21 protein-coding genes are annotated in these 24,516 nt (G+C 73.5%); 9 read left to right on the top strand and 12 right to left on the bottom strand.

Features of this window, described 5'->3' with window-relative positions:
• Positions 1–194 precede the first annotated feature (194 nt).
• Complete coding sequence (locus JOF36_RS09680) at positions 195–641, bottom strand: RrF2 family transcriptional regulator (RefSeq protein WP_245351675.1); 447 nt, start codon at positions 639–641, stop codon at positions 195–197.
• A gap of 265 nt (positions 642–906) precedes the next feature.
• On the bottom strand, positions 907–3,315 hold the full coding sequence (locus tag JOF36_RS09675) for an HNH endonuclease signature motif containing protein (RefSeq protein ID WP_210026280.1): 2,409 nt from the start codon (positions 3,313–3,315) through the stop codon (positions 907–909).
• Positions 3,316–3,495: 180 nt separating this feature from the next.
• Between JOF36_RS09675 and JOF36_RS09670 the strand changes: the two genes are divergently transcribed.
• On the top strand, positions 3,496–3,741 hold the full coding sequence (locus JOF36_RS09670) for a zinc ribbon domain-containing protein (RefSeq protein ID WP_210026278.1): 246 nt from the start codon (positions 3,496–3,498) through the stop codon (positions 3,739–3,741).
• 223 nt (positions 3,742–3,964) lie between these two features.
• A complete protein-coding gene (locus JOF36_RS09665) occupies positions 3,965–4,708 on the top strand; it encodes a hypothetical protein (protein WP_210026276.1) in 744 nt (247 codons plus the stop codon).
• Here the strand turns inward: JOF36_RS09665 and JOF36_RS09660 are convergent.
• Positions 4,647–5,267, bottom strand: a complete 621-nt coding sequence (locus tag JOF36_RS09660; protein ID WP_210026274.1) for a DedA family protein — start codon at positions 5,265–5,267, stop codon at positions 4,647–4,649. The genes JOF36_RS09665 and JOF36_RS09660 overlap by 62 nt on opposite strands.
• A gap of 133 nt (positions 5,268–5,400) precedes the next feature.
• Positions 5,401–5,892 carry a MarR family winged helix-turn-helix transcriptional regulator gene (locus JOF36_RS09655; protein ID WP_210026273.1) on the bottom strand — a complete coding sequence of 164 codons (492 nt, stop codon included), beginning with the start codon at positions 5,890–5,892 and terminating at the stop codon, positions 5,401–5,403.
• A gap of 161 nt (positions 5,893–6,053) precedes the next feature.
• Between JOF36_RS09655 and JOF36_RS09650 the strand changes: the two genes are divergently transcribed.
• Positions 6,054–6,263 carry a hypothetical protein gene (locus JOF36_RS09650; RefSeq protein WP_210026271.1) on the top strand — a complete coding sequence of 70 codons (210 nt, stop codon included), beginning with the start codon at positions 6,054–6,056 and terminating at the stop codon, positions 6,261–6,263.
• A gap of 7 nt (positions 6,264–6,270) precedes the next feature.
• Here the strand turns inward: JOF36_RS09650 and glgP are convergent, their stop codons facing one another.
• A complete protein-coding gene (gene glgP / locus JOF36_RS09645; RefSeq protein WP_210026269.1) occupies positions 6,271–8,853 on the bottom strand; it encodes an alpha-glucan family phosphorylase in 2,583 nt (860 codons plus the stop codon).
• Between the two features lie 282 nt (positions 8,854–9,135).
• On the opposite strand from glgP, the gene JOF36_RS09640 reads away from it, so the two are divergent.
• The gene (locus tag JOF36_RS09640; RefSeq protein WP_210026268.1) at positions 9,136–11,127 is read left to right on the top strand and encodes an alpha-1,4-glucan--maltose-1-phosphate maltosyltransferase; all 1,992 of its coding nucleotides are present in this window, start codon (positions 9,136–9,138) and stop codon (positions 11,125–11,127) included.
• A gap of 25 nt (positions 11,128–11,152) precedes the next feature.
• Here JOF36_RS09640 and JOF36_RS09635 read toward each other — a convergent pair whose 3' ends face one another.
• On the bottom strand, positions 11,153–11,962 hold the full coding sequence (locus tag JOF36_RS09635) for an alpha/beta fold hydrolase (protein WP_210026267.1): 810 nt from the start codon (positions 11,960–11,962) through the stop codon (positions 11,153–11,155).
• A 22-nt stretch (positions 11,963–11,984) separates the two neighbouring features.
• Positions 11,985–14,285 carry a maltose alpha-D-glucosyltransferase gene (gene treS, locus JOF36_RS09630; protein WP_307862290.1) on the bottom strand — a complete coding sequence of 767 codons (2,301 nt, stop codon included), beginning with the start codon at positions 14,283–14,285 and terminating at the stop codon, positions 11,985–11,987.
• Positions 14,286–14,535: 250 nt separating this feature from the next.
• On the opposite strand from treS, the gene JOF36_RS09625 reads away from it, so the two are divergent.
• The 5 genes from JOF36_RS09625 (at position 14,536) to JOF36_RS09605 (ending at position 19,895) form a co-directional block, all read left to right on the top strand.
• A complete protein-coding gene (locus JOF36_RS09625; protein ID WP_307862289.1) occupies positions 14,536–15,903 on the top strand; it encodes a maltokinase N-terminal cap-like domain-containing protein in 1,368 nt (455 codons plus the stop codon).
• 125 nt (positions 15,904–16,028) lie between these two features.
• Positions 16,029–16,658, top strand: coding sequence for a DedA family protein (locus JOF36_RS09620; protein ID WP_210026265.1), 630 nt, complete (start codon positions 16,029–16,031; stop codon positions 16,656–16,658).
• Positions 16,646–17,902, top strand: coding sequence for a glycosyltransferase (locus tag JOF36_RS09615; protein WP_210026264.1), 1,257 nt, complete (start codon positions 16,646–16,648; stop codon positions 17,900–17,902). The genes JOF36_RS09620 and JOF36_RS09615 overlap by 13 nt, the downstream gene beginning before the upstream one ends.
• On the top strand, positions 17,899–18,807 hold the full coding sequence (locus tag JOF36_RS09610) for an alpha/beta fold hydrolase (protein ID WP_210026262.1): 909 nt from the start codon (positions 17,899–17,901) through the stop codon (positions 18,805–18,807). The genes JOF36_RS09615 and JOF36_RS09610 overlap by 4 nt, the downstream gene beginning before the upstream one ends.
• Positions 18,804–19,895, top strand: a complete 1,092-nt coding sequence (locus tag JOF36_RS09605) for a glycosyltransferase family 4 protein (RefSeq protein ID WP_210026260.1) — start codon at positions 18,804–18,806, stop codon at positions 19,893–19,895. Before JOF36_RS09610 ends, JOF36_RS09605 begins: the two co-directional genes overlap by 4 nt.
• A gap of 15 nt (positions 19,896–19,910) precedes the next feature.
• Here JOF36_RS09605 and JOF36_RS09600 read toward each other — a convergent pair whose 3' ends face one another.
• The 5 genes from JOF36_RS09600 to JOF36_RS09580 all read right to left on the bottom strand — a co-directional run bounded on the left by JOF36_RS09600 (position 19,911) and on the right by JOF36_RS09580 (position 24,491).
• Positions 19,911–20,330, bottom strand: a complete 420-nt coding sequence (locus JOF36_RS09600) for a nucleotidyltransferase family protein (protein WP_210026258.1) — start codon at positions 20,328–20,330, stop codon at positions 19,911–19,913.
• A 27-nt stretch (positions 20,331–20,357) separates the two neighbouring features.
• Positions 20,358–21,947 (bottom strand): long-chain-fatty-acid--CoA ligase, encoded by a 1,590-nt coding sequence (locus JOF36_RS09595; protein ID WP_245350756.1) that lies wholly within the window; start codon positions 21,945–21,947, stop codon positions 20,358–20,360.
• Positions 21,948–22,057: 110 nt separating this feature from the next.
• Complete coding sequence (locus tag JOF36_RS09590) at positions 22,058–22,825, bottom strand: SDR family NAD(P)-dependent oxidoreductase (protein WP_210026256.1); 768 nt, start codon at positions 22,823–22,825, stop codon at positions 22,058–22,060.
• Positions 22,822–23,709, bottom strand: a complete 888-nt coding sequence (locus JOF36_RS09585; protein WP_210026254.1) for a crotonase/enoyl-CoA hydratase family protein — start codon at positions 23,707–23,709, stop codon at positions 22,822–22,824. Before JOF36_RS09585 ends, JOF36_RS09590 begins: the two co-directional genes overlap by 4 nt.
• Positions 23,706–24,491 carry an enoyl-CoA hydratase/isomerase family protein gene (locus tag JOF36_RS09580; RefSeq protein WP_210026253.1) on the bottom strand — a complete coding sequence of 262 codons (786 nt, stop codon included), beginning with the start codon at positions 24,489–24,491 and terminating at the stop codon, positions 23,706–23,708. The genes JOF36_RS09585 and JOF36_RS09580 overlap by 4 nt, the downstream gene beginning before the upstream one ends.
• Positions 24,492–24,516 lie beyond the last annotated feature (25 nt).

Genomic DNA, 24,516 nt, shown 5'->3' with positions numbered 1-24,516 from the left:
CGGTCACGGCGGCCGGATCAGCCGGTCACGGCGGCTGGGTCAGTCGGTCACGGCGGCTGGGTCAGTCGGTCACGGCGGCCGGGTCTGCCGGTCACGGCGGCCGGGTCTGCCGGTCACGGCGGCCAGGCCTGCCGGGTTACCGCAGGCGGGTCGGCCGGTCACGGCGGCTGGGTCAGCCGGTCACCGTCGGCGGGTCAGTCGGCCATGGCAGGCAGCCCCGTCGGGAGACCCAGCAGGAGCGCGCCGGTCGGCGCGGTCGTGAGGTCCTCGATGGTGATCGGGTCGAGGGCGGCGTAGAAGGCCTCCTGGGCCTCGCGCAGCGCCGCCCGCAGCCGGCAGGCCGAGCGAAGCGGGCACGGCGGATCGTCCTCGCAGCCGACGACGTCCCCCTCCCCCTCCAGCATGCGGACGAGGCGACCGAGCGACTCCGTGCGCCCGGCCGAGGTGAGGACCAGCCCTCCCCCGCGCCCGCGGCGGGTCTCGACCACACCGAGGTGCTGGAGCCGGGTGACGATCTTGGCGGCATGGCTGTACGGCACGTTCACCGCCGCTGCGACCTCGCGCGTGGTGGGTGCCATCTCTTCCTCCAGCACCGCCAGGCGCATCGCGATCCGCAACGCCACGTCGGTCCCCTTGGTCATGCGCACCCACTCAACCTAGAAAGACGACTCCAGGAATCCAATTCAAACGGCGCCGATGTCACCGATCTCACCGCGGTGGGCCGGGATACGGAGCCGCGAGCGCCCAGGGCTGGAACGCCGCCGACACCCCCGGTGGGGACGCTGAGCAGGAAGCCGGCTGCGCCATGAGAACCAGCAGGGCACGAGCCAGCAGGGCCGCGAGGGCCGGCAACGTGATCGGGTACGTAGCCACCTCACGATGGGGCCTCACGGGCTGGTGCGCGGATCAGAACGGCGGTGGATCGTCCCGTGCTTCGTCGCCGCGGGGCGTGGTGTCGCCGGGCGCGGGGGCGTCGGGTGCGTGGTCCTCGCCCGGTGGGGCGCGTTCGCGTCGGCGCAGGTCGGGCTGTTCGTGGTCGATGTCGTAGGCGGGGTGGTCGAACCAGGGTTCGGGATCGCGGTGGACCGGCCGGATCGGGGGCGGCAGGATCGGTTCGGGCTCGACGGGGTAGTGCCGCCCGAGTGGGCTGGTCCAGATGAAGTGGCCGGGTTCGGGCTGCTCGAGGCGCCATCCACCTTTGGTCTTGAGCATATGGTGATGGCGACACAGTGGCGCCAAGTCGTCATGGGTGGTGGTGCCGCCGCGACCGTGATCCAGCGTGTGGTCCTGGTCGCAGCGCCGGGCCGAGGTGCGGCAGCCGGGATGTACGCAGGTGCGGTCGCGGACCTCGGTGTGGCGGCGCAGTGGCGCGGACGGGAACCGGGCGGTGGGGTCGGCATCGAGTTCGGCCCAGAGCTCGTCTTGTTGACGGTGGAGCTGGTAGCGGGCGGCGATGTCGGTGATCACCCCGGCCCAGCGACCGTACTGCGCCGCGGTAGCGGCCAGGGTCGCCAGCAGCGCCTCGGGGATCTGCAGTTCGACGACCCCGCCGGACGGCCCGCTGGGGTCGCGCGGTGTGGGCCGGTGGCGGGTGATGCCTTCGGCCAGGAGGTGTCCGTGGTCGTCGACGATGACCCAGCGCCATTGGGCGCGGCGTTGGCGGGCGACGATGCGGCGGGCGGCGTCGGCGGGGATCGGGCCCCAGCCGGGTAGTTCCCCGGCGCGGTCGTCGAGGCCGAGCAGGGTGCTGAGCGGGACCCGGACTTCCACACCGAGACTGCTGCTCGGGCTCGCCGCCGTGGCGCTGGGTGCCGGGCGGGGGTCGCGCTGCTGGTTCTCTTCCGGGGTGGATCGCTCCGGGGTGTCCTGCTCGGCGCTGGCGGACGCGCCCGTCGCGGCGGCGGGACTCGCGGGTGCGTCGACGGGAGGCCCGGGAGTGCCGGCGGGAGGCCCGGGTGCGCTGGCGGGATCGGCCACCGCGGCGAGGCGGGTCACTGCAGCGTCTCTCCCCGCATCACCGCGGGCGTCCTCGCGCGTGTCGCGGGTATCGAGGTCGCCGCCACCGGCCGGCGAGCCGCCCGTGTCCGGTCCGTCGGGCTCGGGTCCGCCAGGACCGGGGTAAGAACCGGATCCCGGGCCGGGCTCGTCGAGCCCGGGATCATCCGGCCCGGGCCCGCCGGACCCAGACTCACCGACCTCGGGCTCGTCGGACCCGGGGTTGCCGGACTCGGGCTCCTCGGGCACTGGTACGTCGGACCGGGCTTCACCGGACGTGGGCTCGCCGGACGTGGGCTCGTTCGACTCGGCCTCACTGGACGCGGGGTCACCGGCTACGGGGTCATCAGATCCGGGATCGCCGGATGCGGCGGCGCCGAAGGCACCCACCATGGCCGCGCCGGACCCGGGTTCCTCGGAACTGGGCTCCCCGGACCCGGCATCACCGGACCCGGGAGTGCCGGTGTCGGGCCCGCCGGAGCTGGGAGTGTCGAGGTCTGTGTGTCCGGCGAAGCGTTCCAGTAGCGCCTGCAGGATCTCGGCGCGGTCCAGCCCGTGCAGTGATCCGTCGAGCAGGCCCAGTACGAGGTCGGCCCGGACCTGGTCCAGGGTGCCGGGGTGACCGTCGTGGCGGGCGGCGCGGGCCAGGGCGTCGAGGCGTTCCCAGGCTGCGGCGGCCTCGTCGGCCGGCAGCCCGCTCGCCGACAGCACTGCGGTGCCGTCGGCGCACAGGTAGGCCACGACCTGGCGGTCGCGGATCGCCTTGCGGTAGCGGCGTTCGTAGTAGGCCGGGTCCAGCTCCAGGACCAGGCGCTTGATCCGCTCGGCGATCTGGCCGGTGGTCAGCCGGGGTGCGTGGGGCAGGACCGCAGCGCAGATCGCGGCGATCTGGTCGGCGGGTAGGTCGCCCAAATGTTGGGCGAAGATCCGGGCCTTGCCGCGGTCGATGTGGCCCTGCGACAACGCCGCCTGCACCTGCGGCAACGCGTACACCAGCACGAACGCTAAATCGGTCTCCGACTCTGCGGCGCGTCGGGTCCAGGCCAGGGCGGCGCGGACCTCGTCGGCGCCGTAGAGCTCGGGGGTGTCTGCGCGGCGGACCTCCAGGGGCCCGGCGAACGGGCGCCGGCACACGACCTCGGCCATGGTGGCGAACATCCGGGCCTGCTCGTGGGCGAGCTGGCGGGACTGGGCGACCAGGACGTCACCGATGTCGTCGTTGGGGACCCGGGTCAGCTCCAAGCCGGCGAGCGTGGTGGCCAGCTCGGGGCCGGGCAGCAACGCCGCCAGTCCCTCTGGAATCACCTGCCCGACCACCATGAATCGAACATACCGTCGACCCCCGACAGTTTCGGCTCACTGCTCCGAGAAGCCGATACAGGTGGCCGAAGAAGCTCGGTGGTGGAGGCGGCGCAGAACCTCATCCGCCGGCTCGACAGACGTCGTCGGCTCCGCACCCGATCATCGCTACACGGGGTGGTCGCGGCGTAGGCTGCGCGCATGCCGCGATACGAGTTCCGCTGCCGTGTCTGCGCCGCCGGTGGCGCGCCGGAGACGTTCGAGGTGGACCGGCCGATGACGGCTGCCTCAGACCCGGCGGCGTGCCCGGCCGGGCACGCGGACACCATCAAGCTGCTCTCCACCGTCTCGCTGGGCGGACGTTCCTCGGGTGGCGGAGCACCGCAGGCCGCGATGGCCCCGGCCGGTGGCGGGGGCTGCTGCGGCGGCGGGTGCTGCGGGGGCTGACCGCCCCGATCGTCAGCACCCGGGCAATCGCCGGCGCCGGGTCGATCGCCGGCGCCGGGAGACGCCCGAGCGGCACCGCATCACAGCTGTCCCACCGTTCACCCCGCACACGCCTCGCTCGACTCGTCCGAACGGGGCTGGTTCACTCTGCCGTGTGACGCATCGGTCACGTGCCGCGATGACACGAGGGCACATGCACGGCAAACGAACTGGGGGGTTCGTGTTGACCAGAGCATCCATCCGTCCGTCGCGAAAGGTCGCACTGTTCGTCGCCACGATCGCGACACTGTGCGCGGCCACAGCGACCACGGCGACCACAGCAGCTGCAGCGACCACGGCGACCACGGCAGCCGCAGCGACCGCCGCCGGTCCGCCCGACCCACCGGGCCCGGTCGAGGACCTGGTGCTGAGCCCGGCCTCCGGGAACGGCGCCCGAGGACTCAGCTTCGAAGCGACCTGGACACCGCCTGCCGAGACCGGCGACGGGATCCGCACGCACTACGTCGTGGAGGCCTACGACGCGATCGGGACCCGGCTCGAGTCGACCACCACGGGACGCACGTCGAGCGGGCCGATCCGCGGGGATCGTTGCCGTGCACCACTCGGCGCCGCGGTGCGCGCGGTGACCCAGGACCCGCGGGGCGGGGGCCCGATCGACGGCCCCACGGTGCGGGCGCAGTTCGGTCACCTGAACCTCTGCGAGGTCAACAACTCGATTCACGCGGAGCAGACCGGCCCAGGGGCCCTGCAGGTCGCGGTGAAGCGGGAGCCGCCGGTCGACCCGTACGTCGCCGGGCCGTGCACACTCACCGTCGACGGGCTGGTCGCCTGGAGCGGCCTCTGTGGCACCCGGGAGCAGACGATCACTGTGGACGGGCTCGCGCCCGGCGGGCACCACCTGGTCCTCACCACCGGGTCGCCGCGCGGCGACTCCTCATCCGCCCACGCGTTCGCGACAGTCGGATGACCCGGTCGGCGAGCATCCCGAGCAGCGCACCCGCCACCACCCCGACGGCGGCCGCGGCGAGTGGATGCAGCGGCAGGACGGTCCCGGCCCCGAGTCCGAGCAGGGCACAGAACCCGGCCCAGGCGGGCGCGGCGAAAGCCGTCACGAGCAGGAACCGGCTCCGCGGGTAGGCCGTCGCACCCGCCGTCGTCGTGACGGCGACCCGGGCGACCGGCACGAAACGCGCGGCCAGGATCAGTGCCGTGCCGCGGTCCCGCAGCGCCGCTCGCACCCACCGGACCCGCTGCCGTCCGCGGGGGCTGCGGAACCACGGCCAGCGCTCCATCGGGACCTGCGCGCCGAGCCGGTAGGCGATCTGGTCGCCGGCGAACGCACCCAGCGCGGCGACCGGCACCAGCATCGCCACGTGCGGGCCCGCCCCGCTCACCGACAACGTCGCCAGCGCGGTCAGCACGGACTCGCTGGGCACCGGTGGCAGGAAGCCGTCGACCACGCAGAGCACGAACAGCAGCGGCAGGATCCACGGCGAGGCGACGACCGCCGCCACGTGCTCGATCACCGGTGCGCCCCCCGCCGTCCGGCTCGCCGGACGACGGGCCCGGATCGACGCTAGGGCGGCACGACCGGCGCCCGGATCGGAGAGAACCCCGGGATGCGGGCCGGGGTACCCCGAGGGCTCGACGCCCGTCGCGTCAGCCGGAGCTCCATCCGAGCGACCAGGCCGGGTCGCCGCCGACCTCGCCACCGGCAGCGGCGAAGGAGGACAGCGCAGGTCCCAGGGCGGCCCGTTGCTCCTGCGGCATCCGGCGCAGCAGATCGACGACGGCCTCCCGCCGGTGGGAGACGATCGTGTCGACCAGCTCCCGGCCGGCCGGCGTGAGCTCGAGGACCAGGTTGCGCCGGTCCGCGGGATCGTCCCGGCGGTCCAGCAGGCCCGCGTTGACCAGGCGGTCGACGACCCGGGTCCCGTTGGACCGGTGCACGCCCAGACCGGCGGCCACGGCGGAGAGATTGAGCGGGCCGTGGTTGTCCACCATCATCAGCACCCGCAGCTGGGGCAACGTGACCACGTCGTCGATCGCGGCCACGGATTGGGCGCTGATCCCGACCAGGAGCCGCGCGGCCGCCAGCACGACCTCGACCAGCTCCGCGTCGACCGACGCCTCCTTCTCGATGCTGCTCATCCCACTCCCGCCGTCGTCTCCCGAGCACCTGCCTGCGACATCGGCTGCCACGTCACATTACTCGTGATTGCGCAATGGATGCGCGAGCGCAATCATATGGGGTGTGGCCCCCGAGCCCCGACGACGAGGTGGAGGGGCCCACCCGCCCAGGTAGGAGAGATATGGACAACCCGTACGACGCCCCGGCCGGGACGGACTCGGCATGGCTCGACCAGCTCGTCGACCTGCACGTTCTCACCGTCCACGGTGATCAGGACGCCGCCGCGGCCGCCACCCGGTGGCTGGACCACGACACCCAGGCTCGCGAGGTGTGGAACCAGGTGGAGAGCACGTGCGAGCGGGTCCGCGCCCTGGAGGAGCCCAGCGCCTGACCCGGGCCTACCCCGCCAGCACGATCCGGCCCAGCTCCACCGAGGAGGCCAGGTGCGGGTGGTGCGGTAGCACCCGCACCGTGTAGCCGGTCAGCCCGGCGTGCGGCAGCGGGACCGCGATCTCCCAGCTGCCGTCACCGCGGTGCTCCATCGCCGCGGTGACCGGATCGGCCAGCTCGTCGGCGTCGTCGACCCTCCCGACCACGGCCTCGACGACCACGTCCGACGGGTCCAGACCCGCCAGGTCGACGCCCGCCCGGACGGTCATCGGCGACCCGACGACCGGGGTCTCCGGAAGCCCGGTGACGTCGACGCCGGTGATCCGGACGTCGTTCCAGGCCTTGTCCAGCCGGTCCCGGTACTGCGCGAGCCCGCGGGCGGCGGCGTAGTCGTCGGCGGTGACGACCGCGGCGGCCCGGGCGGCCGGGGCGTACCAGTCCTGGACGTACTCGCGCACCATCCGGGTCGCCTGCACTTTGGGGCGCAGGGTGGTGAGCGTGTGCCGCACCATCTCCACCCAGCGGTGCGGGACGCCGTCGGTGCGGTCGTAGAACGCCGGACCGACCTGCGTGGCGAGCAGCTCGTAGAGCGCGTTGGCCTCCAGGTCGTCGCGCCGGGTCGGGTCCTCGACGCCGTCCGCGGTGGGGATGGCCCAGCCGTTGGCGCCGTCGTAGAACTCGTCCCACCAGCCGTCCCGGATGGACAGGTTCAGCCCGCCGTTGAGCGCGGACTTCATGCCCGAGGTCCCGCAGGCCTCCAGCGGGCGCAGCGGGTTGTTCAGCCAGACGTCGCAGCCCCAGTACAGGTAGCGGGCCATCGACATGTCGTAGTCGGGCAGGAACACGATCCGGTGCCGGACCCCGGCGTCGTCGGCGAACCGGACGATCTGCTGGATGAGCGCCTTGCCGTCGTCGTCGGCGGGGTGCGACTTGCCTGCGACGATCAGCTGCACCGGCCGGTGGGCGTCGAGCAGCAGCCCGCGCAGCCGATCCGGGTCGCGCAGCATCAGGGTGAGCCGCTTGTAGGTCGGCACCCGGCGGGCGAACCCGACGGTCAGCACGTCGGCGTCGAAGACGTGGTCGGTCCAGCCCAGCTCCGGCTCGGACGCGCCGCGCTCCAGCCAGGCCGCACGCACCCGCCGTCGCACCTCCTCGACCAGCCGGGACCGCAGCGCGCTCCGCAGCGCCCACAGGTCGGCGTCGGACACCGCCGAGGACTCCTGCGCGATGCCCTCGGGACCCGGCGAGCCGAGCAGCTCGGTGACCTGGCGAGCCTCCCAGGTCGGGCCGTGCACGCCGTTGGTGACCGATCCGATCGGCACCTCGTCGCGGTCGAAACCCGCCCACATCCCGCCGAACATGTCGCGGGAGACGCTGCCGTGCAGCTGCGACACGCCGTTGGCGCGCTGGGCCAGGCGCAGGCCCATGTGCGCCATGTTGAACGTCGCCGGGTCGTCCTCGGCGCCCAGGGCGAGCAGCCGTTCGGTGGACAGGCCGGGCAGCAGCCGGTCGGTGAGGTAGTGGCGCACGAGGTCGAGCCCGAACCGGTCGATGCCGGCCGGGACCGGGGTGTGCGTGGTGAACACCGTGCCGGCGCGGACGGCGGCGAGGGCCTCGTCGAAGTCCAGCCCCGAACCGGAGACGGTCGCCGCCGAGCTCGACGAGGGTCCCGCCCCGTTCGACGCCACCGCGGATCCGGTGCACAGCTCGCGGATCCGTTCCAGGCCGAGGAAGCCGGCGTGCCCCTCGTTGGTGTGGAACACCTCCGGGGCCGGATGCCCGCTCGTCCGGCAGAACGCCCGGACCGCACGGACGCCGCCGACCCCGATCAGGATCTCCTGCTGGATCCGGTGGTTCTGGTCGCCGCCGTAGAGCCGGTCGGTGACCCCGCGGAGGTCGGGTTCGTTCTCCTCGATGTCGGTGTCGAGCAGCAGCAGCGGCACCCGGCCGACCCGGGCGAGCCACACCCGCGCCGAGAGCGTCCGGTCCTCCGGCATCGCGACCCGGACCAGCACGGGGGCGCCCTCGGGATCCGCGAGCAGCTGCAGCGGCAGACCCTGCGGGTCGATCGCCGGGTAGTGCTCGAGCTGCCAGCCGTCCAGCGACAGCGACTGCCGGAAGTACCCCGAGCGGTACAGCAGGCCGACGCCGATCAGCGGCACGCCCAGGTCGGACGCGGCCTTGAGATGGTCGCCGGCGAGCACCCCGAGGCCACCGGAGTAGTTCGGCAGCACCTCGGAGACGCCGAACTCCATCGAGAAGTATCCGACGGCCGCGGGCAGGCCGGGATCCGGCGCGCTCTGGTACCAGCGCGGCTCGCTCAGGTACCGCTCCAGGTCGGCGGCCTGCTCGGCGACCCGGTCCGCGACGGCGCCGTCCTCGGCCAGCTCGGCGAGCCGCGCGGTGGGGATGTCGCCGAGCAGCCGGACCGGGTCGTGACCGCAGGCGTCCCACGCCTGCGGGTCGAGCGAGGCGAACAGGTCCCGGGTCGGCGCGTCCCACGTCCACCGCAGGTTCGTGGCCAGTGTCTGCAGCGGCGCGAGCGGACCGGGGAGCTGGGCACGAACGGTGAATCGACGGAGGGCTCTCACGGCGCGGAGACTAGTCGCCCGCCCCCGGATCGGCCCGCGGCGACCTGCTCGGGCGGGTCGTCGCGGCGCTGCCCGGGCCCGGCGGACACCGAGCGGTTCGCGGGCCGGGAAACGGTGGCGAAACCGCGGCTGAACCGATACCGGAACCGGTGCGACGCACCGTGTCCCGTCGCGCGCCGGACCGGCTCTGATGGGTACGGTTGTCCCGTGCGCCACACCGGTCCCGGCGCACACATCCGCTCGGTGAATGAGCGCTCGATGCGAAAACGGGGGTGACGTCCGATGACGGGGCGGCTCGGAATCGACGAGGTGACCCCGTTCGTGGAGACGGGTGACCCGGCCAAGGCCGTCGCCGGCGAGGTGGTCCCGATCCGGGCGACCGTGTGGCGCGAGGGCCACGACGCCGTCGCCGCGAACGTGGTGTTCGCCCCGCTGGACGCGAACGGCGAGCCCGGCGAGGCCCGTTACGTGCGGATGCAGCCCGAGGGCGTCGGCACCGACCGGTTCGTCGCCTGGGTGTGCCCCGACACCGAGGGCCGCTGGACCTTCCGGGTGGACGCCTGGAGCGACCCGTGGTCGACCTGGCGCTCGGGCGTGGAGAAGAAGATCGCCGCGGGACAGTCCCCCGAGGAGCTGGCCAACGACCTGGAGGTCGGCGCCCGGCTGCTGTCCCGGGTCGGCCGTCGTCCGTCCGAACGGGACAGCCGCGACCTGCTGCTGGGAGCGGCGAACACCCTGCGGGACACCGCGCTGCCGCTGCGCACGCGGGTCGCCCCGGCCCTGTTCGACGCCGTCACGAAGATCATGACCGAACGCCCGGTCCGCGAGCTGATCACGCGGGGGCCCGAGCGGCAGATCCACGTCGACCGCCGGCGCGCCCTCTTCGGTTCCTGGTACGAGTTCTTCCCGCGCTCCACCGGCGGCCGCGACGAGACCGGCCGGCCGGTGCACGGCACGTTCGCGACGTCGTCCAAGGAGCTGGACCGGGTCGCGCGGATGGGCTTCGACGTCGTCTACCTCCCGCCGATCCACCCGGTCGGCACGGTGCACCGCAAGGGCCGCAACAACTCCGTGCACGCCGAGCCCGGGGACGTCGGGTCGCCGTGGGCGATCGGCTCCGCCGCGGGCGGGCACGACGCGATCGACCCCGAGCTGGGCGACTTCGACGACTTCGACGCCTTCGTCGCCAAGGCGGGCGAGCTCGGGATGGAGATCGCGCTCGACCTGGCGCTGCAGTGCGCGCCGGACCACCCGTGGGTCGCCGAGCACCCGGAGTGGTTCACCGTCCGACCGGACGGGACGATCGCCTACGCGGAGAACCCGCCGAAGCGGTACCAGGACATCTACCCGATGAACTTCGACCGCGACCCGGCCGGCGTCTACGCCGAGTGCCTGCGCGTGGTGCTGAAGTGGGTCGAGCACGGCGTGAAGATCTTCCGCGTCGACAACCCGCACACCAAGCCGCCGAACTTCTGGCACTGGCTGATCTGGGAGGTCAAGCACCACCACCCGGACGTCCTGTTCCTGGCCGAGGCCTTCACCCGGCCCGCCCGGCTGTTCGGGCTCGCGCGCCTGGGCTTCACCCAGTCCTACACGTACTTCACGTGGCGGACCGAGAAGGAGGAGCTCGCCGACTTCGCGACCCTGCACGCGGAGCACGCGGACGAGTGCCGGCCGAATTTGTTCACCAACACCCCGGACATCCTGCACGAGTCGCTGCAGACCGGCGGGCCGGCGATGTTCGCGATCCGCGCGACCCTGGCCGCGACGATGTCACCGACCTGGGGTGTCTACTCCGGATTCGAGCTGTACGAGGGGACCCCGGTGAAGCCGGGCAGTGAGGAGTACCTCGACTCGGAGAAGTACGAGCTGCGCCCGCGCGACTTCGAGGCCGCCCTCAACCGGGGCCGCTCGCTGGAGCCGTACCTGACCCAGCTCAACGAGATCCGCCGGGCGCACCCGTCGCTGCAGCAGCTGCGCGAGATCCTCTTCCACGAGGTCGACAACGAGCACCTCATCGCCTACTCCAAGCTCGACCCGGCGACCGGTGACCAGGTGCTCGTGGTGTGCACTCTGGACTCCCTCGCCGCCCAGGAGGGCACGGTGAAGCTGGACATGCCGGCGCTCGGGTTGCGCTACACCGACGTCGTCGACGTGCACGACGAGATCTCCGGCCAGACCTTCCGCTGGGGCGAGTACAACTTCGTCCGGCTTGTCCCGCAGGACAGCGTGGCGCACGTGCTCCGACTGCCGGCGCAGGCCCCGCTGGTCTGACCGGGCTCAGCCGGCCTGATCAGGATCAGCCGGTCAGGAAGTCCACCAGCGCCCGGTTCACCTCGGCCGGGCGCTCCAGGTAGCCGTAGTGGCCGGCGCCGGCGATCTCGACGTAGCGCGCTCCGGGCACGGCGTCGGCGACCTCGCGGGACAGCCGGACCGGGATCGCGCGGTCGTCGGCGAAGGCGAGGACCAGCAGCGGCACGGCGATGTCCCGGTACGCGGCCCGGCGGTCGCCCAGGTCCAGCGACACCCGCAGCTGGGCACGGTGCCCGGGCCGGACGGCCGTACCGCCGAAGCCGATGACGTCCAGCCAGTCCCGGGCCGCCCGGTCGTCGTCGAGTGTGGACGGTGACAGGTTGTGCGTAGCCTGCATGGCGGCCCAGAGCCGGACCGGCAGCTCGACGCCCGCGTCGGCCGCGTCGACCATTCCCTCGGTGTACGCCCGTTGCACCGGGCTCAGCCGGGCGTGCGCGGCCAGCGCGGCGACCCGGCGCACCAGGTCCGGGCGGGCCAGCGCGAGCTCGCACACCACCCGCGAGCCGAGCGAGGTCCCGACCAGCGCGGCCGGCCCCGCGCCGAGGTGCTCGACCAGCGCGGCGACGTCGGCGGCCATGTCGTCGACGGTGAACCCGCCTGCGCACTCGTCGCTCGGGGCGATCCCCCGGTTGTCGACCGTGACGACCCGCAGCCCGGCCGCCCGCAGCGCGGGGACCTGGTGGACGTCCCAGACCCGGCCCGGGCTGCCGGTGCCCATGACCAGCACGACCGGCGGACCGTCACCGCCGTGGTCGGTCCAGGACAGCCGGACCCCGTTCAGCGTCGTGATCGCCACGCCGGCCATCGTCCCTCAGGTATCACCCGGGCTCGTGCTCGGCAGGTGACTCCAGCACCACCGCGGTCGCGCGGAACGGGGTCATGTCGACCCGGAACCCGTGCAGGTCGTCGACCGTCCCGAGGGACTCCCCGGAGAACAGGTCGACCACCGGGGAACCGGGCGTGAAGTGGTCGGACTGGACGGCGGCGTCGACATGCTCGTCGGCGAAGTTGAGCACGGTGGCCTGCACCCGGCCGTCGTCGAGGGCGTGGACCATCACCAGCAGCCCGCGGTGCGCCACGTCGGGGACGTCGACCTGGCGGGCCGTGGCCACCCCGGAGTGCTTGCGCACCTTGAGGATCGCCTGCATCTGCCGGGCGAAGCTGGTCTCGTCGGCGAGCTGCTCGGGCAGGGCCCCGTAGAGGCTGCGCCCGCGCGGCATCCCCGAGGACGACACCTCGGCGTCGGGCCGGTGGCCCATCAGGTCGTGCGCCGGGCGGGAGACCCAGCGGGTGTCGCCGGAGGAGAGCAGGTCCGAGACCTGCTCCGGGGGCAGGGTCAGCATGCCCAGCAGGTCCCAGCCCGACAGCGCGAACACGCCGGGCTGGAACGCGTTGAACATGACCAGCAGCAGGTGCACGCGCCGGATGCGCTCGACGTCGGCCGGGCCGATGTCGTCGAGCGCCTCGATCCCGAGCGCGGCGGCGATCACGGTCGCGGTGGTGCAGGCGATCCCGTTCGTCGTGAAGATCAGGTTGTACGGCGCGTCGGGGCCGGTGAGCTTCTCGCACAGGTCCCGGCGGATGGTGTCGGCCAGGTCCCCGCCGGTGATCTCCTCGCCGCGGAAGGAGAACAGCTCGCTCGTGTGCCCGGCCGTCCAGTGCACGAGCTCGTAGGTGAGCTCGTCGTGGTTCTGCAGGGCGTGCACCAGCGACGCCGGGTCGACGCCCAGGTCCAGCGCGGTACGCAGGGTGAGCCGCAGGAACTCGGTGTCCGATGTGGCCAGTGCGTGGTGGTACGCGGGCCGGTTGATGAAGTCGTAGGACAGATCCGCACCGGCCTCGGAGGTGACCTTGATGTCGTCGACGGTCAGGTTCAGCTCCTGGAAGGTGAACCCGCCGACCTTGCGCACCATCGAGGCGATGAGGTGGTTCGCCGCCTCCGAGAGCGGGTGCCCCTCGGACCAGCCGGGTGACCCGCCCACGGACTTCTCGACCCCGAGGAAGCCGTTGGCGTCCAGGCGCAGCGCACCCGAGCCGAGGTCGGCCAGCGAGTGCAGGGCGTCGCCGATGACCATCCGCATCCCGGCGAAGGTCGGGTCCAGCCAGTTCACCGAGGGCTGGCCGTCCTTGAAGTAGTGCAGGTAGACCCACCGCCGGTCGACGCCGTCGACCCCGGTGACCTGACGGGTCACCGACCAGTTGGTCTCCTTCACACCCTCCCGGAAGAAGATCACCCGCTGCAGCCGGCCGACGATGTAGCCGGCCTTCTCCAGGGCCTCCTCGGTGGCGGCGTCGAGGTTGACCGAGTCGTGGCCGGCCGGGACCTCCGGCAGCGTCCCCCAGTCGGCAGGCTCGATCTCGACCATGTGGTAGATGCCCGGGTAGTCGCCGTAGGCCAGCTCGGCGAGCCGGAAGTCGGGGCCCTTGCCGGTGTGGCCGGGCACGACGTCGTCGATGATCGTGCCGCCGTGCCAGGTGGCGGTGGCGCACATGGCACGGAACTCGTCCTCGGTGCCGAAGACCGGGTCGATCTCGTTGGAGATCCGGTCGAAGTGCCCGTCGACGCTCGGGGTCGGCTGCCAGCCGGACAGTCCGCCCGCCCGCTTCACCGGCCCGGTGTGCAGTGCCTCGATGCCGATCGTCTCGAAGGCCTGCCAGAGATCGGTGTCGCCGAGCGCCCCGAGGAACGACGTCCCCTCCCGGGTGATCAGCGAGATCGGGTAGGCGGTGAACCACACCGACGCCGTCTCCACCGCGTGCCGCGGGCCGGGGTTGGCGAACGGGTTCTGCCACATCGAGCCCTGGCCGGAGAACTGGCGGGCGAGCTCGTCGGCGTGCCCCAGCATCGACCGGGCCAGCAGCCACGACACGTACACCGGGTTCTCACCGGTGGCCGGGCCGTCCTGGGAGACCGAGCGGCGGCGCACGGTGGAGCGCACCCGCGCCCGGTGCCGCAGGGTGCGGGGCCGCGCCTCATGGTAGTACTCGGCGAAGTTGACGTCCGGCGGTTCGGGCAGCTGGTCCGCCTCGGCCGGAACCGGCACGACGGCCGCCACCGGGTCCGCCGGGGCCCGGCGGGGCGTCTCAGGGATCTCGGCCTTCGGGTCTCGCTCGGTCACGCCGCCGGTCCTCCGGATCGGTCTCGGGGCTCACCATGCCCGCGGTGCAGGGCACCGGGATCAGTATGGGTTTCCGGGCACGGAGATGCCCGGCAGAAGAATGGTGACCGACCGTGACCAACTGGTGGCCGATCCGGCACGGACCGTACCAGTGAGCCGGACGCGGACCGGGCCCGGTTCGGCCGTCCCGGTTAGGGTCGTCACCAGCGGGACAGGCCGGAGGACCACTCCGGCGGGAGGGGGACGACGCGTGGGTCCGACCGGAGCATCCGACCACATCACGGAGCTCCCGGAGCTGCTGCGGGGCTGGCTCCCCGGGCGGCGCTGGTTCGCCGAGAAGGGGCGTCCGCTGCACGGCGTCCGGGTCGCCTCCCGGGTCGAGCTGCCCGCTCCCGGCGACCTGACCGGGCTGGACGTCGTCGTGCTCGCCGTCTCCTTCGCCGACGGCCCGGACCGGCACTACCAGCTGCACCTGGCGCGCGCAGCGGCCGTGCCGATCGGTGCCGCGGAGATCGGGACGGTCGACGGCGAGGTCCTCTACGACGGGCTGCAGGACCCCTCGGTGACCGCCTGGATCCTGCGTGCGATCGCCGAGCGCACCACGGTGGACGGTCTGGCGTTCGTCCCCGAGCCGGGGGCCGTGCTGCCGCTGCAGGAGACCGGCCGGGTGGTCGACGCCGAGCAGTCCAACACCTCGGTCCGGTGGGGCCAGCGGTCCATCCTGAAGATCTACCGCCGGCTCTCCCCCGGCCCGAACCCCGACCTGGAGCTGCACCGCGCGCTGCGGGCCGCCGGGTCCACATCGGTCGCCGCGCTGCAGGGCGGCATCGAGGGGACGCTCGACGGCGAGCCCGCCACCTACGGCCTGCTCCAGGAGTTCGCCGCCGGTTCCGAGGACGGCTGGGAGCGCGCCACCGGGTCGGTGCGCGACGGCGGCGACTTCACCGGTGACGCCCGGGTGCTCGGCGAGGCGGTCGCCGACGTGCACGTCGCCCTGCGGGCCGAGCTCGGGACGACCGAGGCCGACCCGGCCGCGATGGCCGCGTACTGGACGTCGCGGCTGGAGACCGTCGCCGCGCAGGTGCCGGTGCTCGCGCCGCACGTGCCCGCGATCCGCGCCGTCTACGACGAGGTCGCCGCACTCGGCGCCCCGGTCACCGTGCAACGCGTGCACGGCGACCTGCACCTCGGCCAGACGCTGCGCCGGCCCGGCGGGAGCTGGGTGATCATCGACTTCGAGGGCGAGCCGGCCGCCACCCCGCAGGAGCGACGCGCACCGGACGCGGCGGTGCGCGACGTCGTCGGAATGCTGTTCTCCTTCGACTACGCGGCCTTCCACCACCTGCTGACCCGCTCCGACACGCCCGGTGGAGGTCTCGGTTCGGACACCGCCGAGTCACGTGTGGCGCAGGACTGGTCGGCCGCGTGCCGGGAGGCGTTCTGCGCCGGCTACGCCGCCCGCACCGGTTCCGACCCCCGCGAACAGGCGGCGCTGCTGCGCGCGTACGAGCTGGACAAGGCCGTCTACCAGGTGCTCTACGAGACCCGCAGCCGTCCGACCTGGCTGCCGATCCCGCTGGCCGCCATCGCCCGTAGCACTTCCACGCCACCGGCGTAACCCGGTAGTCACCGGAGCTTCGCGAGCCCGCCGCCCGGGCAACGCCGGACTCCCCGGGCGGGCGGCTACGAGATCGTGGAATCCTCCGACGAGGAGGACCTCATGAGACGACGGCGGGCGTTCCGATGATCCCGCTCGGGATGGACGAGGCGCTCGGGCTGATGTTGGCGCCCGAGCCGGGCACGATCGGCATCACGCTGGCCGTGCTCGCCGTCGGCGTGCTCCTGGAGGGGCCGATCGTCATGGTCGTCGCCGGCTCGCTGGCCGGGGCGGGGCTCGTCGACTGGTGGGCGGTCTGGCTGGTCGCGGTGCTCGCCGACGTCGTCGCCGACACGGTGTTCTACGTCCTCGGCCGGGGCGGCCGCCGCCCGCGGGTCGCCGGACTGCTGGTGAAGCTGGGTCTGAGCGCGTCGCGCTGGGCCGAGTTGCGCGAGAAGGTGGGGGGCCGTCTCCCCCAGGTGGTGCTCGGCGCCAAACTGGTCGACGTCGGAGCCATCCCCGCTTTCCTGGCGATCGGCCTGGCGGGGGTGTCCTACGGCCGGTTCCTGGCCTGGGTGGTCCCCGCCACCGCGGTCCGGGCCGCGCTGCTCGTCGGGATCGGCTGGGTGGTGGGAGGACGGTTCACCGCGGAACTGGCCGACCGCCCGTGGATCATCGTCGCGGTGGGGCTCGGCGTCGGCCTGGTGCTGGTGGCCGGGCGCGCGCTCTGGGTGCGCGCCGCGACCTCGCGGAAGGAGAACGTGTGCGTGTCCTGATCGGGGCCGACACCTGGGCCCCCGATGTCAACGGGGCCTGCTACGCCGCCCGCCGGCTGGCCGCCGGCCTGGCCGAGCGCGGGCACGAGGTGCACGTCGTGGCACCGGCGCGCGGGATCCGCAGCGTCGGCGCCCGGAAGGTGGGCCCGGTGACCGAACACCGGGTCGGCTCCTTCCCGGTGCCGAAGCCGCCCGGGTTCCGGCTCTGCCCGCCACCCGGCCTGCGGCAGAAGGCGCGGCGGATCCTGCGCCGGGTCCGGCCCGACGTCGTGCACGTGCAGAGCCACATGGTGCTCGGCCGGATGCTGCTGACCGCGGCCGCCGACCTCGGCATCCCGGCGCTGGCGACCACACACATGATCCCGGAGAACATCATCCCGGCGATCAGCTTCCTGCATCTGCCGCCGGCACGGCTCAAGAAGCTGTTCTGGTGGGACGCGGTGCGGGTGCTGAGCCGCGCCGGGCTGGTCACCGCGCCGACCCCGCTGGCGGCGTCGATGGCCGAGCGCAACGGTGTTCCCGGGCCGGTACTGCCGGTCTCCAACGGCCTCGACCTGTCCCGGTTCCGCCCGGACACCGACGGTCGCGGCCCCGCGTTCCGGGAGCGGCACGGCATCCCGCTCGACAGCCCGCTCGTCGGGTTCGTCGGCCGCCTGGACCGGGAGAAGCACGTCGACGAGATCGTGCGGGCGCTCGCGCTGCTGCGCGCCGGTGCCGTCCCCGACGCGCGACTGGTCGTCGTCGGCGACGGCGAGGAGCGGGCGCGGCTGCATGCGGCCGCGCGCACCGCCGGCGTCGAACACGCCGTCACCTTCACCGGGCGGCTCGACGACGACGAGATCCCGGACGTCTATCCCGCGCTCGACGTGTTCGTCAACGCCGGGACCGCCGAGCTGCAGAGCCTCGTGACGCTGGAGGCGATGGCGACCGGGAAACCGATCGTCGCCGTGGACGCGGGCGCGCTGCCGCACCTGGCCCGCCAGGGCGAGAACGGCTGGCGCTACCCGCACGGCGACGTCGCCGCGCTGGCCGAGCGGCTCACCCGGGTGCTCGGCGACCCGGAGGCCGCGGCCGTGCTCGGGGCCGCCAGCCTGCAGATCGCCGGCGAGCACTCGATGGCGGTCACCCTCGACACCTACGAGGAGCTGTACCGGACCCGGGTGCGCCCGGTCGTGCCGGTACGGGCGTTCCGGCGGGTCCCGGGTACGGCGGCGGCCCGGCGCCACGTCGGGTCCGGACGATGACGGCCCCGTCGACGAGCCCGGCGCCGGTGGACGCGGCGCCGCGGAGCGCTTTGGCGAGCGGCGCCCCAGCCGGCGGCGCCGTCCTCGAGGAGCGGGTCGTCGACGGCGCGCCCACCGCCGTGCACACCTTCGGTGACCCGGACGCGCCGCCGCTGCTGGCACTGCACGGGCTGCGCGGCAGCCACCACGGGCTGGCGCCGCTGGCGACCCGGCTGGGCGGGCTGCGGGTCGTCGTGCCGGACCTGCCCGGGTTCGGCGCCTCGCCGCCGTTCCGCGACCGCGCACACGACGTCGCCGGGTACGCCCGCTGGGCGGGCGCGCTGCTGCGCGATCTGGGGCCGGGCACCGCGCTGCTCGGACACTCGTTCGGCTCGATCGTCGCCACTGCCCTCAGCGCCGTGACCGCCCCGCGGGCCTTGGTGCTGGTCAACCCCATCGCCGAGCCGGCGTCGTCGGCCGGTGGGATCACCGGGGCAGGCACCCGGGCGACGGCGCTGCTGCACGAGGGCGCCGCCCGGCTCGGGCTGGCCGGCGTGCTGCGGCACCGGCTGCTCGCCGATGCCGCGACCGCGTCGATGACCACCACCACCGACCCGGCGCTGCGCCGCTGGATCGCCGCCGAGCACCGCGAGCACTTCGGCACCTTCGCCGGGATCGGGTCGCTGATGGAGGCGTTCCGCGCGGCCGGAGCCGGCTCGGCACGGCCGTGGGCACCGCTGGTGACCGCACCGGTCCTGCTGCTGGCCGGGGGACGGGACCGGGTCGCGCCGGCTGCCGGGCAGCACGCCCTGGCGGCCGCCTTCCCCGACGCCCGGCTCGTCGTGCTGCCGCGCACCGGACACCTCGTGCACTACGAGGCACCTGCCTGGGCGGCCCGCGAGATCGCCGGGTTCCTCGGCCGGTGAGGATCCTCGTCGACTGCCGCTACATCCGCCCCGGGAAGCCGGACGGGATCGGCCGCTACACGACCGGGCTGGTGCGGGCACTGGACCGGCTGCACCCGGTGGAGCTGCTGGTGTCCGACCCGCGCCAGCGCGACGGACTGCCCGACCGGCCCGCCCACACCCTGCCCGCGCCGACCGGAGCCGGCGAGCCGTTCGTGGCGCGGAAGGTGAACCGGCTGCTGGAGGGCAGTACCGACGCGGTCGTGTTCTCCCCGATGCAGACGATGGGCACGCTGGGGCGCCGCTACGCCGTCGTATTGACCGTGCACGACCTCATCTACTACCGGCATCCGGCGCCGCCGCCGTGGCTGGCCGCCCCGGTCCGGGCGATCTGGCGGGCGTACCACCTGTCCTGGTGGCCGCAGCGGTTGCTGCTGTCCGGTGCCGACGCCGTCGCCGTCGTCTCCCGGGCGACCGGAGACCTGGTGGCGGCGCACCGGCTCACCCGCCGCCGCGTCGCCGTCGTCCCGGACGCCACCGACTTCCACCTGCCCGCCGGCGCCGAGCCGCGGACCAGGCCCGGCGGCAACCGGCTCGTGTACGCGGGTTCGTTCATGCCGTACAAGAACGTCGCCGCGCTGGCCCGGGCGGCCGCGCTGCTGCCCGGCCACGAGCTGCATTTCGTCTCGCCCGTGCCGCCGGGTGTCCGGTCCGAGCTGGAGCGGCTCGCCGCGCCGGCCCGGCCGGTGTTCCACGACGGCGTCGACGACGCCGGCTACCGCGCGCTGCTCGACGGCGCGACGGCGCTGGTGTCCGCCTCGCGCGACGAGGGTTTCGGCCTGCCGGTGCTGGAGGCGATGGCCCGGGGCTGCCCGGTCGTCGTGTCCGGCATCCCGGCGTTCCGCGAGGTCGCCGGGGACGCGGGCCTGTTCGCCGATCCGGACGACCCGGCCGGGTTCGCCGAGGCCGTCCGGTCCCTCGACCCCGAGGCGGCCTGGACCGCGCGCTCGGAGCAGGTGCGGGCACGGGCGGCCGCGCAGACCTGGGACGGGGCGGCCGAGGCGCTGCTGGAGGTGCTGGAGCAGGCGGTCGCGCGACGCCGGGGGTGAGTCAGTTCACCACGGTCATCCGGCCAACAGGTCCAGGTCGAGGCGCCGCATCCAGGCGGTGTCCATCCGTTCCTGGACCGCCGCCGTCGCGGCTCGGGCCCACTCCCCCGGCCGGTACTCGTAGAGCGGGAGCGTCCCGACCAGGGCTCGTTCTCGCAGGACCGCGCCGGCGGTGTCCAGCAGGGCGAGGTCGATGTCGCCTCCGGCGGCATCCTGCAGATCCGCCAGCAGCGGCATGATCTCGAGAGCCGTCCCGGGGCGGGGCAGCACGGCGACGTCGAGATCCCGCGGATCGGAGTCGCCCCGCGCAGCGCTGCCGAACACGGTCAGGACGGCGATCCCGTGCCGTTCGCACAGCGCGTCGAGGCGGCCGTCGCCGGCCATCGCCTCGAGCCGGGCCAGCCCGGCCCGCGGGCCGGTCGACGGTACGTCCACGTGTCCATCATCGCACCGGGTGCCGGGTCAGGCCTCCGGTCCCGCGCCGTAGCGCTCGCGCAGCACCGGCTTGACGACCTTGCCGCTCGGGTTCCGCGGCAGGGCGTCGACCAGCTGCACGTGCCGGGGCCGCTTGTAGGCGGCCAGGTGCTGACGGCAGAAGGCCTCGATCTCGGCGTCGGTGGGCGGGTCGGCCGGGTCGCGCGGCGCGACGACGGCGAGCGGCGCCTCGCCCCACTTCGGGTCCGGCACCCCGATCAGCGCCACCTCGGCGATCTTGGGGTGCCCGGCGAGGACGTTCTCCACCTCGGCGCAGTAGATGTTCTCCCCGCCCGAGATGATCATGTCCTTCTTGCGGTCGACCACGTAGAGGTAGCCGTCGGGGTCCTCGCGCACCAGGTCGCCGGAGTGGAACCAGCCGCCGCGGAACGCCTCGGCGGTCTCCTCGGGCTTGTTCCAGTAGCCGGTCATCACCATCGGGCTGCGGTAGACGATCTCGCCGATATCCCCGCGGGGGACGTCGTTCATCTCGTCGTCGACCACCCGGACCTCGACCCCGACCATCGGCTTCCCCACGGAGCCGATCTTGCGGATCGAGTCCTCGCCGCGCAGGTTCGTGGTCACCGGGCTGCACTCGGTCTGCCCGAACGCGGTGCAGACCTCGGCCTGCGGGAACGAGTCGATCATCGTGCGGAGCAGCGAGGTGGACGCCGGGGCGGCACCCCAGGAGATCCGCCGCAGCCGCGACAGGTCGTAGCCGTCCAGCCCCGGCACCGCACAGACCGCCTGCCACTGCGCCGGAACCATGAAGCACGAGGTGACGCCCTCGTCGGCCAGGGTCCGCACCGTCGCCGCCGGGTCGAAGCCACCCGAGGGCGGGATGACGACCTTGCCGCCGGTGATCAGCACCGGCAGCATCCCGGAGAGTCCGGCGATGTGGAACAACGGCGCCGCCGACATCCACACGCGGTCGTCGCCGGTGGTGCCCATCGTCGCCATCGAGCAGAACGCGTGCAGGTAGAGGTTGCGGTGGGTGAGCACCGCGCCCTTCGGGAAGCCGGTGGTCCCCGAGGTGTACATGATGAAGGCGGGGTCGGCGTCCGCCACCTCCGGCCCGGTCCAGGTGTCCGGGGCATCGGCGAGCACCCGTTCGTAGTCTTCTCCGTAGGTGAGCACGGAGCGGACCTCGGGGGCATCGGCCCGGCCCTGCTCGACGGCGTCCGCGAAGGCCCGGTCGGTGATCACCAGGCGGGCGCCGCTGTCGCGCAGTGCGTAGCCGATCTCGGAGGCCGTGAGCCGGAAGTTCACCGGCACCGCGATCGCGCCTACCCGCAGCACGGCCAGCCACGACTCGACGACCTCGATGCTGTTGAGTCCCAGTACGGCCACCCGGTCGCCGGAGCCGACCTCTCGCTCCACCAGCACGTGGGCCAACCGGGTCACCCGGTCGTCGAGCTCGCCGTAGGTCCGGCGGTGCGACGGATCGACCACCGCCACCTCGTCCGGGACGGTGCGCGCGTGCCGGGCGACGAGATCGCTCATCGTCATGCCCCGGCCGGGCGTCGTGGGTGTCGTCGTCGTAGTAGTCGTCGTCGCTGCGGGATGTGTCGCGGTCATCGGCGTCCTCGGCGTGCTCGCGTCAAATGCTGAACGATCGATCGGTCCGTGTGTACCGCATGGTTCCCGGCTGCACCAGGAGCGGACGGCGGGTCAGAAGATGGAGCGGGTCAGAAGATGGAGTACGCCCCGTCGACGACGATCTCGTCGCCGGTGTGGAAACCTCCGATCCCCGCGGCGAGGTAGACGGCGAGCCGGGCGAAGTCGCCGGGCTCGCCCCAGCGTCGCTGCGGCATCCGCTTCAGGACGTTGCGCTCGAACGCCTCGCTGTGCAGTGCCGGCGAGGCCAGCGGGGTCTCCGTCCAGCCCGCGATGATCGAGTGGGCGTTGATCCCGTGGCGGGCCAGCTCGACCGCGCAGCCCTTGATGATCGCGGTCAGCCCGGCCTTGCTCGCCGCATAGGCCTGGTTGCGCGGCGCCCCGTGCACGGTCGACACGCTCGAGGTGCCGACCAGCACGCCGCCACCACCGCGCTCCACCATGTGCCCGGCCGCGGCGCGCAGGGTCAGGAACGCGCCCTCGAGGTTGACCCGGGTGACGCGGCGGAAGTCCGCGAGGTCGGTGTCGAGGAACCGCGCCCCGGAGCCGTTCACGCCGGCGTTCGCGAAGCACGAGTCGACCCGGCCGAAGCGCTCGAGGGTCTCGGCGAAGCCCGCCGTCACCGCGTCCTCGTCACCGACGTCGCAGCGGAGCGCGTGCACCCGGGTGCCGTGCGCGGCGAGCTGGGTCGCCGCCGCCTCGTTGCGCTCGGCGTTGGTACCCCAGATGCAGACGTCGGCGCCGCACTGTGCGAGCCCGTCGGCCATCCCCAGCCCGATGCCGGAGTTGCCGCCGGTCACCAGCGCGACGTGCCCGGTGAGGTCGAAGAGCGCGGTCATTCCATGTCCTCCGGGCGGGTCGGCCACGCGGGTACGACGTCGAGGTGCTCGGCCACCCGGGCCGGGAACTCCGGCGGTCGCTTCTCCAGGAACGAGGTGACCCCCTCGGCCGCGTCCGGGCCCTGACCGAGGCGGAAGATCGCGCCGGAGTCCGTCCGGTGTGCCTCCCAGGGCGTGTCCGCGCCGAGCATCGACCAGAGCATCCGGCGGCTCAGCGCGACCGACACCGCCGAGGTGTTGTCGACGATCTCGGCGGCGATCGAGCGCGCAGTGCTCAGCAGGTCCGCGGCAGGCACGACCCGCGACACCAGCCCGCCGGCGAGCGCCTCGGCCGCGTCGAACACCCGCCCGGTCGCGACCCACTCCATCGCCTGCGAGATGCCGACGATCCGGGGCAGGAACCAGCTCGACGCGGCCTCCGGCACCAGGCCGCGGCGGGCGAACACGAACCCGAACCGCGCGGTGTCCGCGGCGATGCGGATGTCGGCGGGCAGGGTCATCGTCGCGCCGACGCCGACGGCGGGCCCGTTCACCGCGACGATCACCGGCTTGGTCGACGCCGCGATCCGCAACGACACCACGCCGCCGCCGTCGCGGGGCACGCCGCCGACGGTGCCGAAGTCGGCCCGCTCGGCCATCCGCCGCTCGTCGGTCGAGTCGAACGTCCTCCCGCCCCGGCCGAGGTCCGCACCGGCGCAGAAGCCGCGGCCCTCGCCGGTCAGCAGCACCACCCGCACGTCCTCGTCGGCGTCGGTGGCGTCGAAGGCCGCGACGAGCTCGCGGGCCATCGTGGAGGTGAACGCGTTGAGCTTGTCCGGGCGGTGCAGGGTGATCGTGGCGACGCCGGCGTCGACGTCGAGCCGGATCTCGGTGAACTCGCTCATCGCACCGCCCACTCGCCGGTGAACTCCGGTTCGCGCTTCTCGTTGAAGGCGGCAAAGGCCGCCGACGCGTCCGCGGTGGCGAAGTTGACCGACTGGGTGCGTGCCTCGCTCGCCAGTGCGTCGCGCATGGTGCGGTCGACGTTCTCGTGCAGCAGCGCCTTGGACTGGGCGAGCGCCACCGGGGCGGCCGCGGCGAGCCGCGCGCCCAGGTCGGCGACGAACCCGTCGATCTCCGCGCCGTCGACGACATAGGTGACCAGGCCGAGCCGGTGCGCCTCCGCGGTGCCGATCGTCTCGGCGAGCAGCGCGAGCCGCTTGGCCTGCTGCATCCCCACCAGCCGGGGCAGCAGCCACGACCCGCCGAAGTCCAGCGACAGACCGCGTCTGGCGAAGATCTGGGAGAACGTCGCCTCCGGTGTGGCGACGACGAGATCACAGCCCAGCGCCAGGTTCCAGCCCGCGCCGACGGCCGGGCCGTCGACCTGTGCGATCGACGGCACCGGCAGCTCGTGCAGGAGCAGCGCGACCTCGTTGACCCGCCGCATCCGGTCCAGCGGGTGCCCGGTGGCGACCCCGCCGGACAGGTCGGCGCCCGCGCAGAAGGCACCCCCGGCGCCGGTGACGACGACCGCGCGCACGTCGGCGTCGTCGCGGGCGGCGGTGAGCTGCTCGCGCAGCGCGTCCCACAGCTGCGCGTCGATGGCGTTGCGCCGGCGTGGCCGGTTCAGGGTCAGCGTCAGCACGCCGCCGTCACGGCGGGTGAGCAGGACGTCCTCGCCCATGGGTCCTCCTCGTTCGATCAGACGC

Source organism: Pseudonocardia parietis (genome assembly GCF_017876315.1).
Classification (GTDB): Bacteria; Actinomycetota; Actinomycetes; order Mycobacteriales; family Pseudonocardiaceae; genus Pseudonocardia; species Pseudonocardia parietis.
This window is presented reverse-complemented; position numbering and strand designations above follow the sequence as displayed.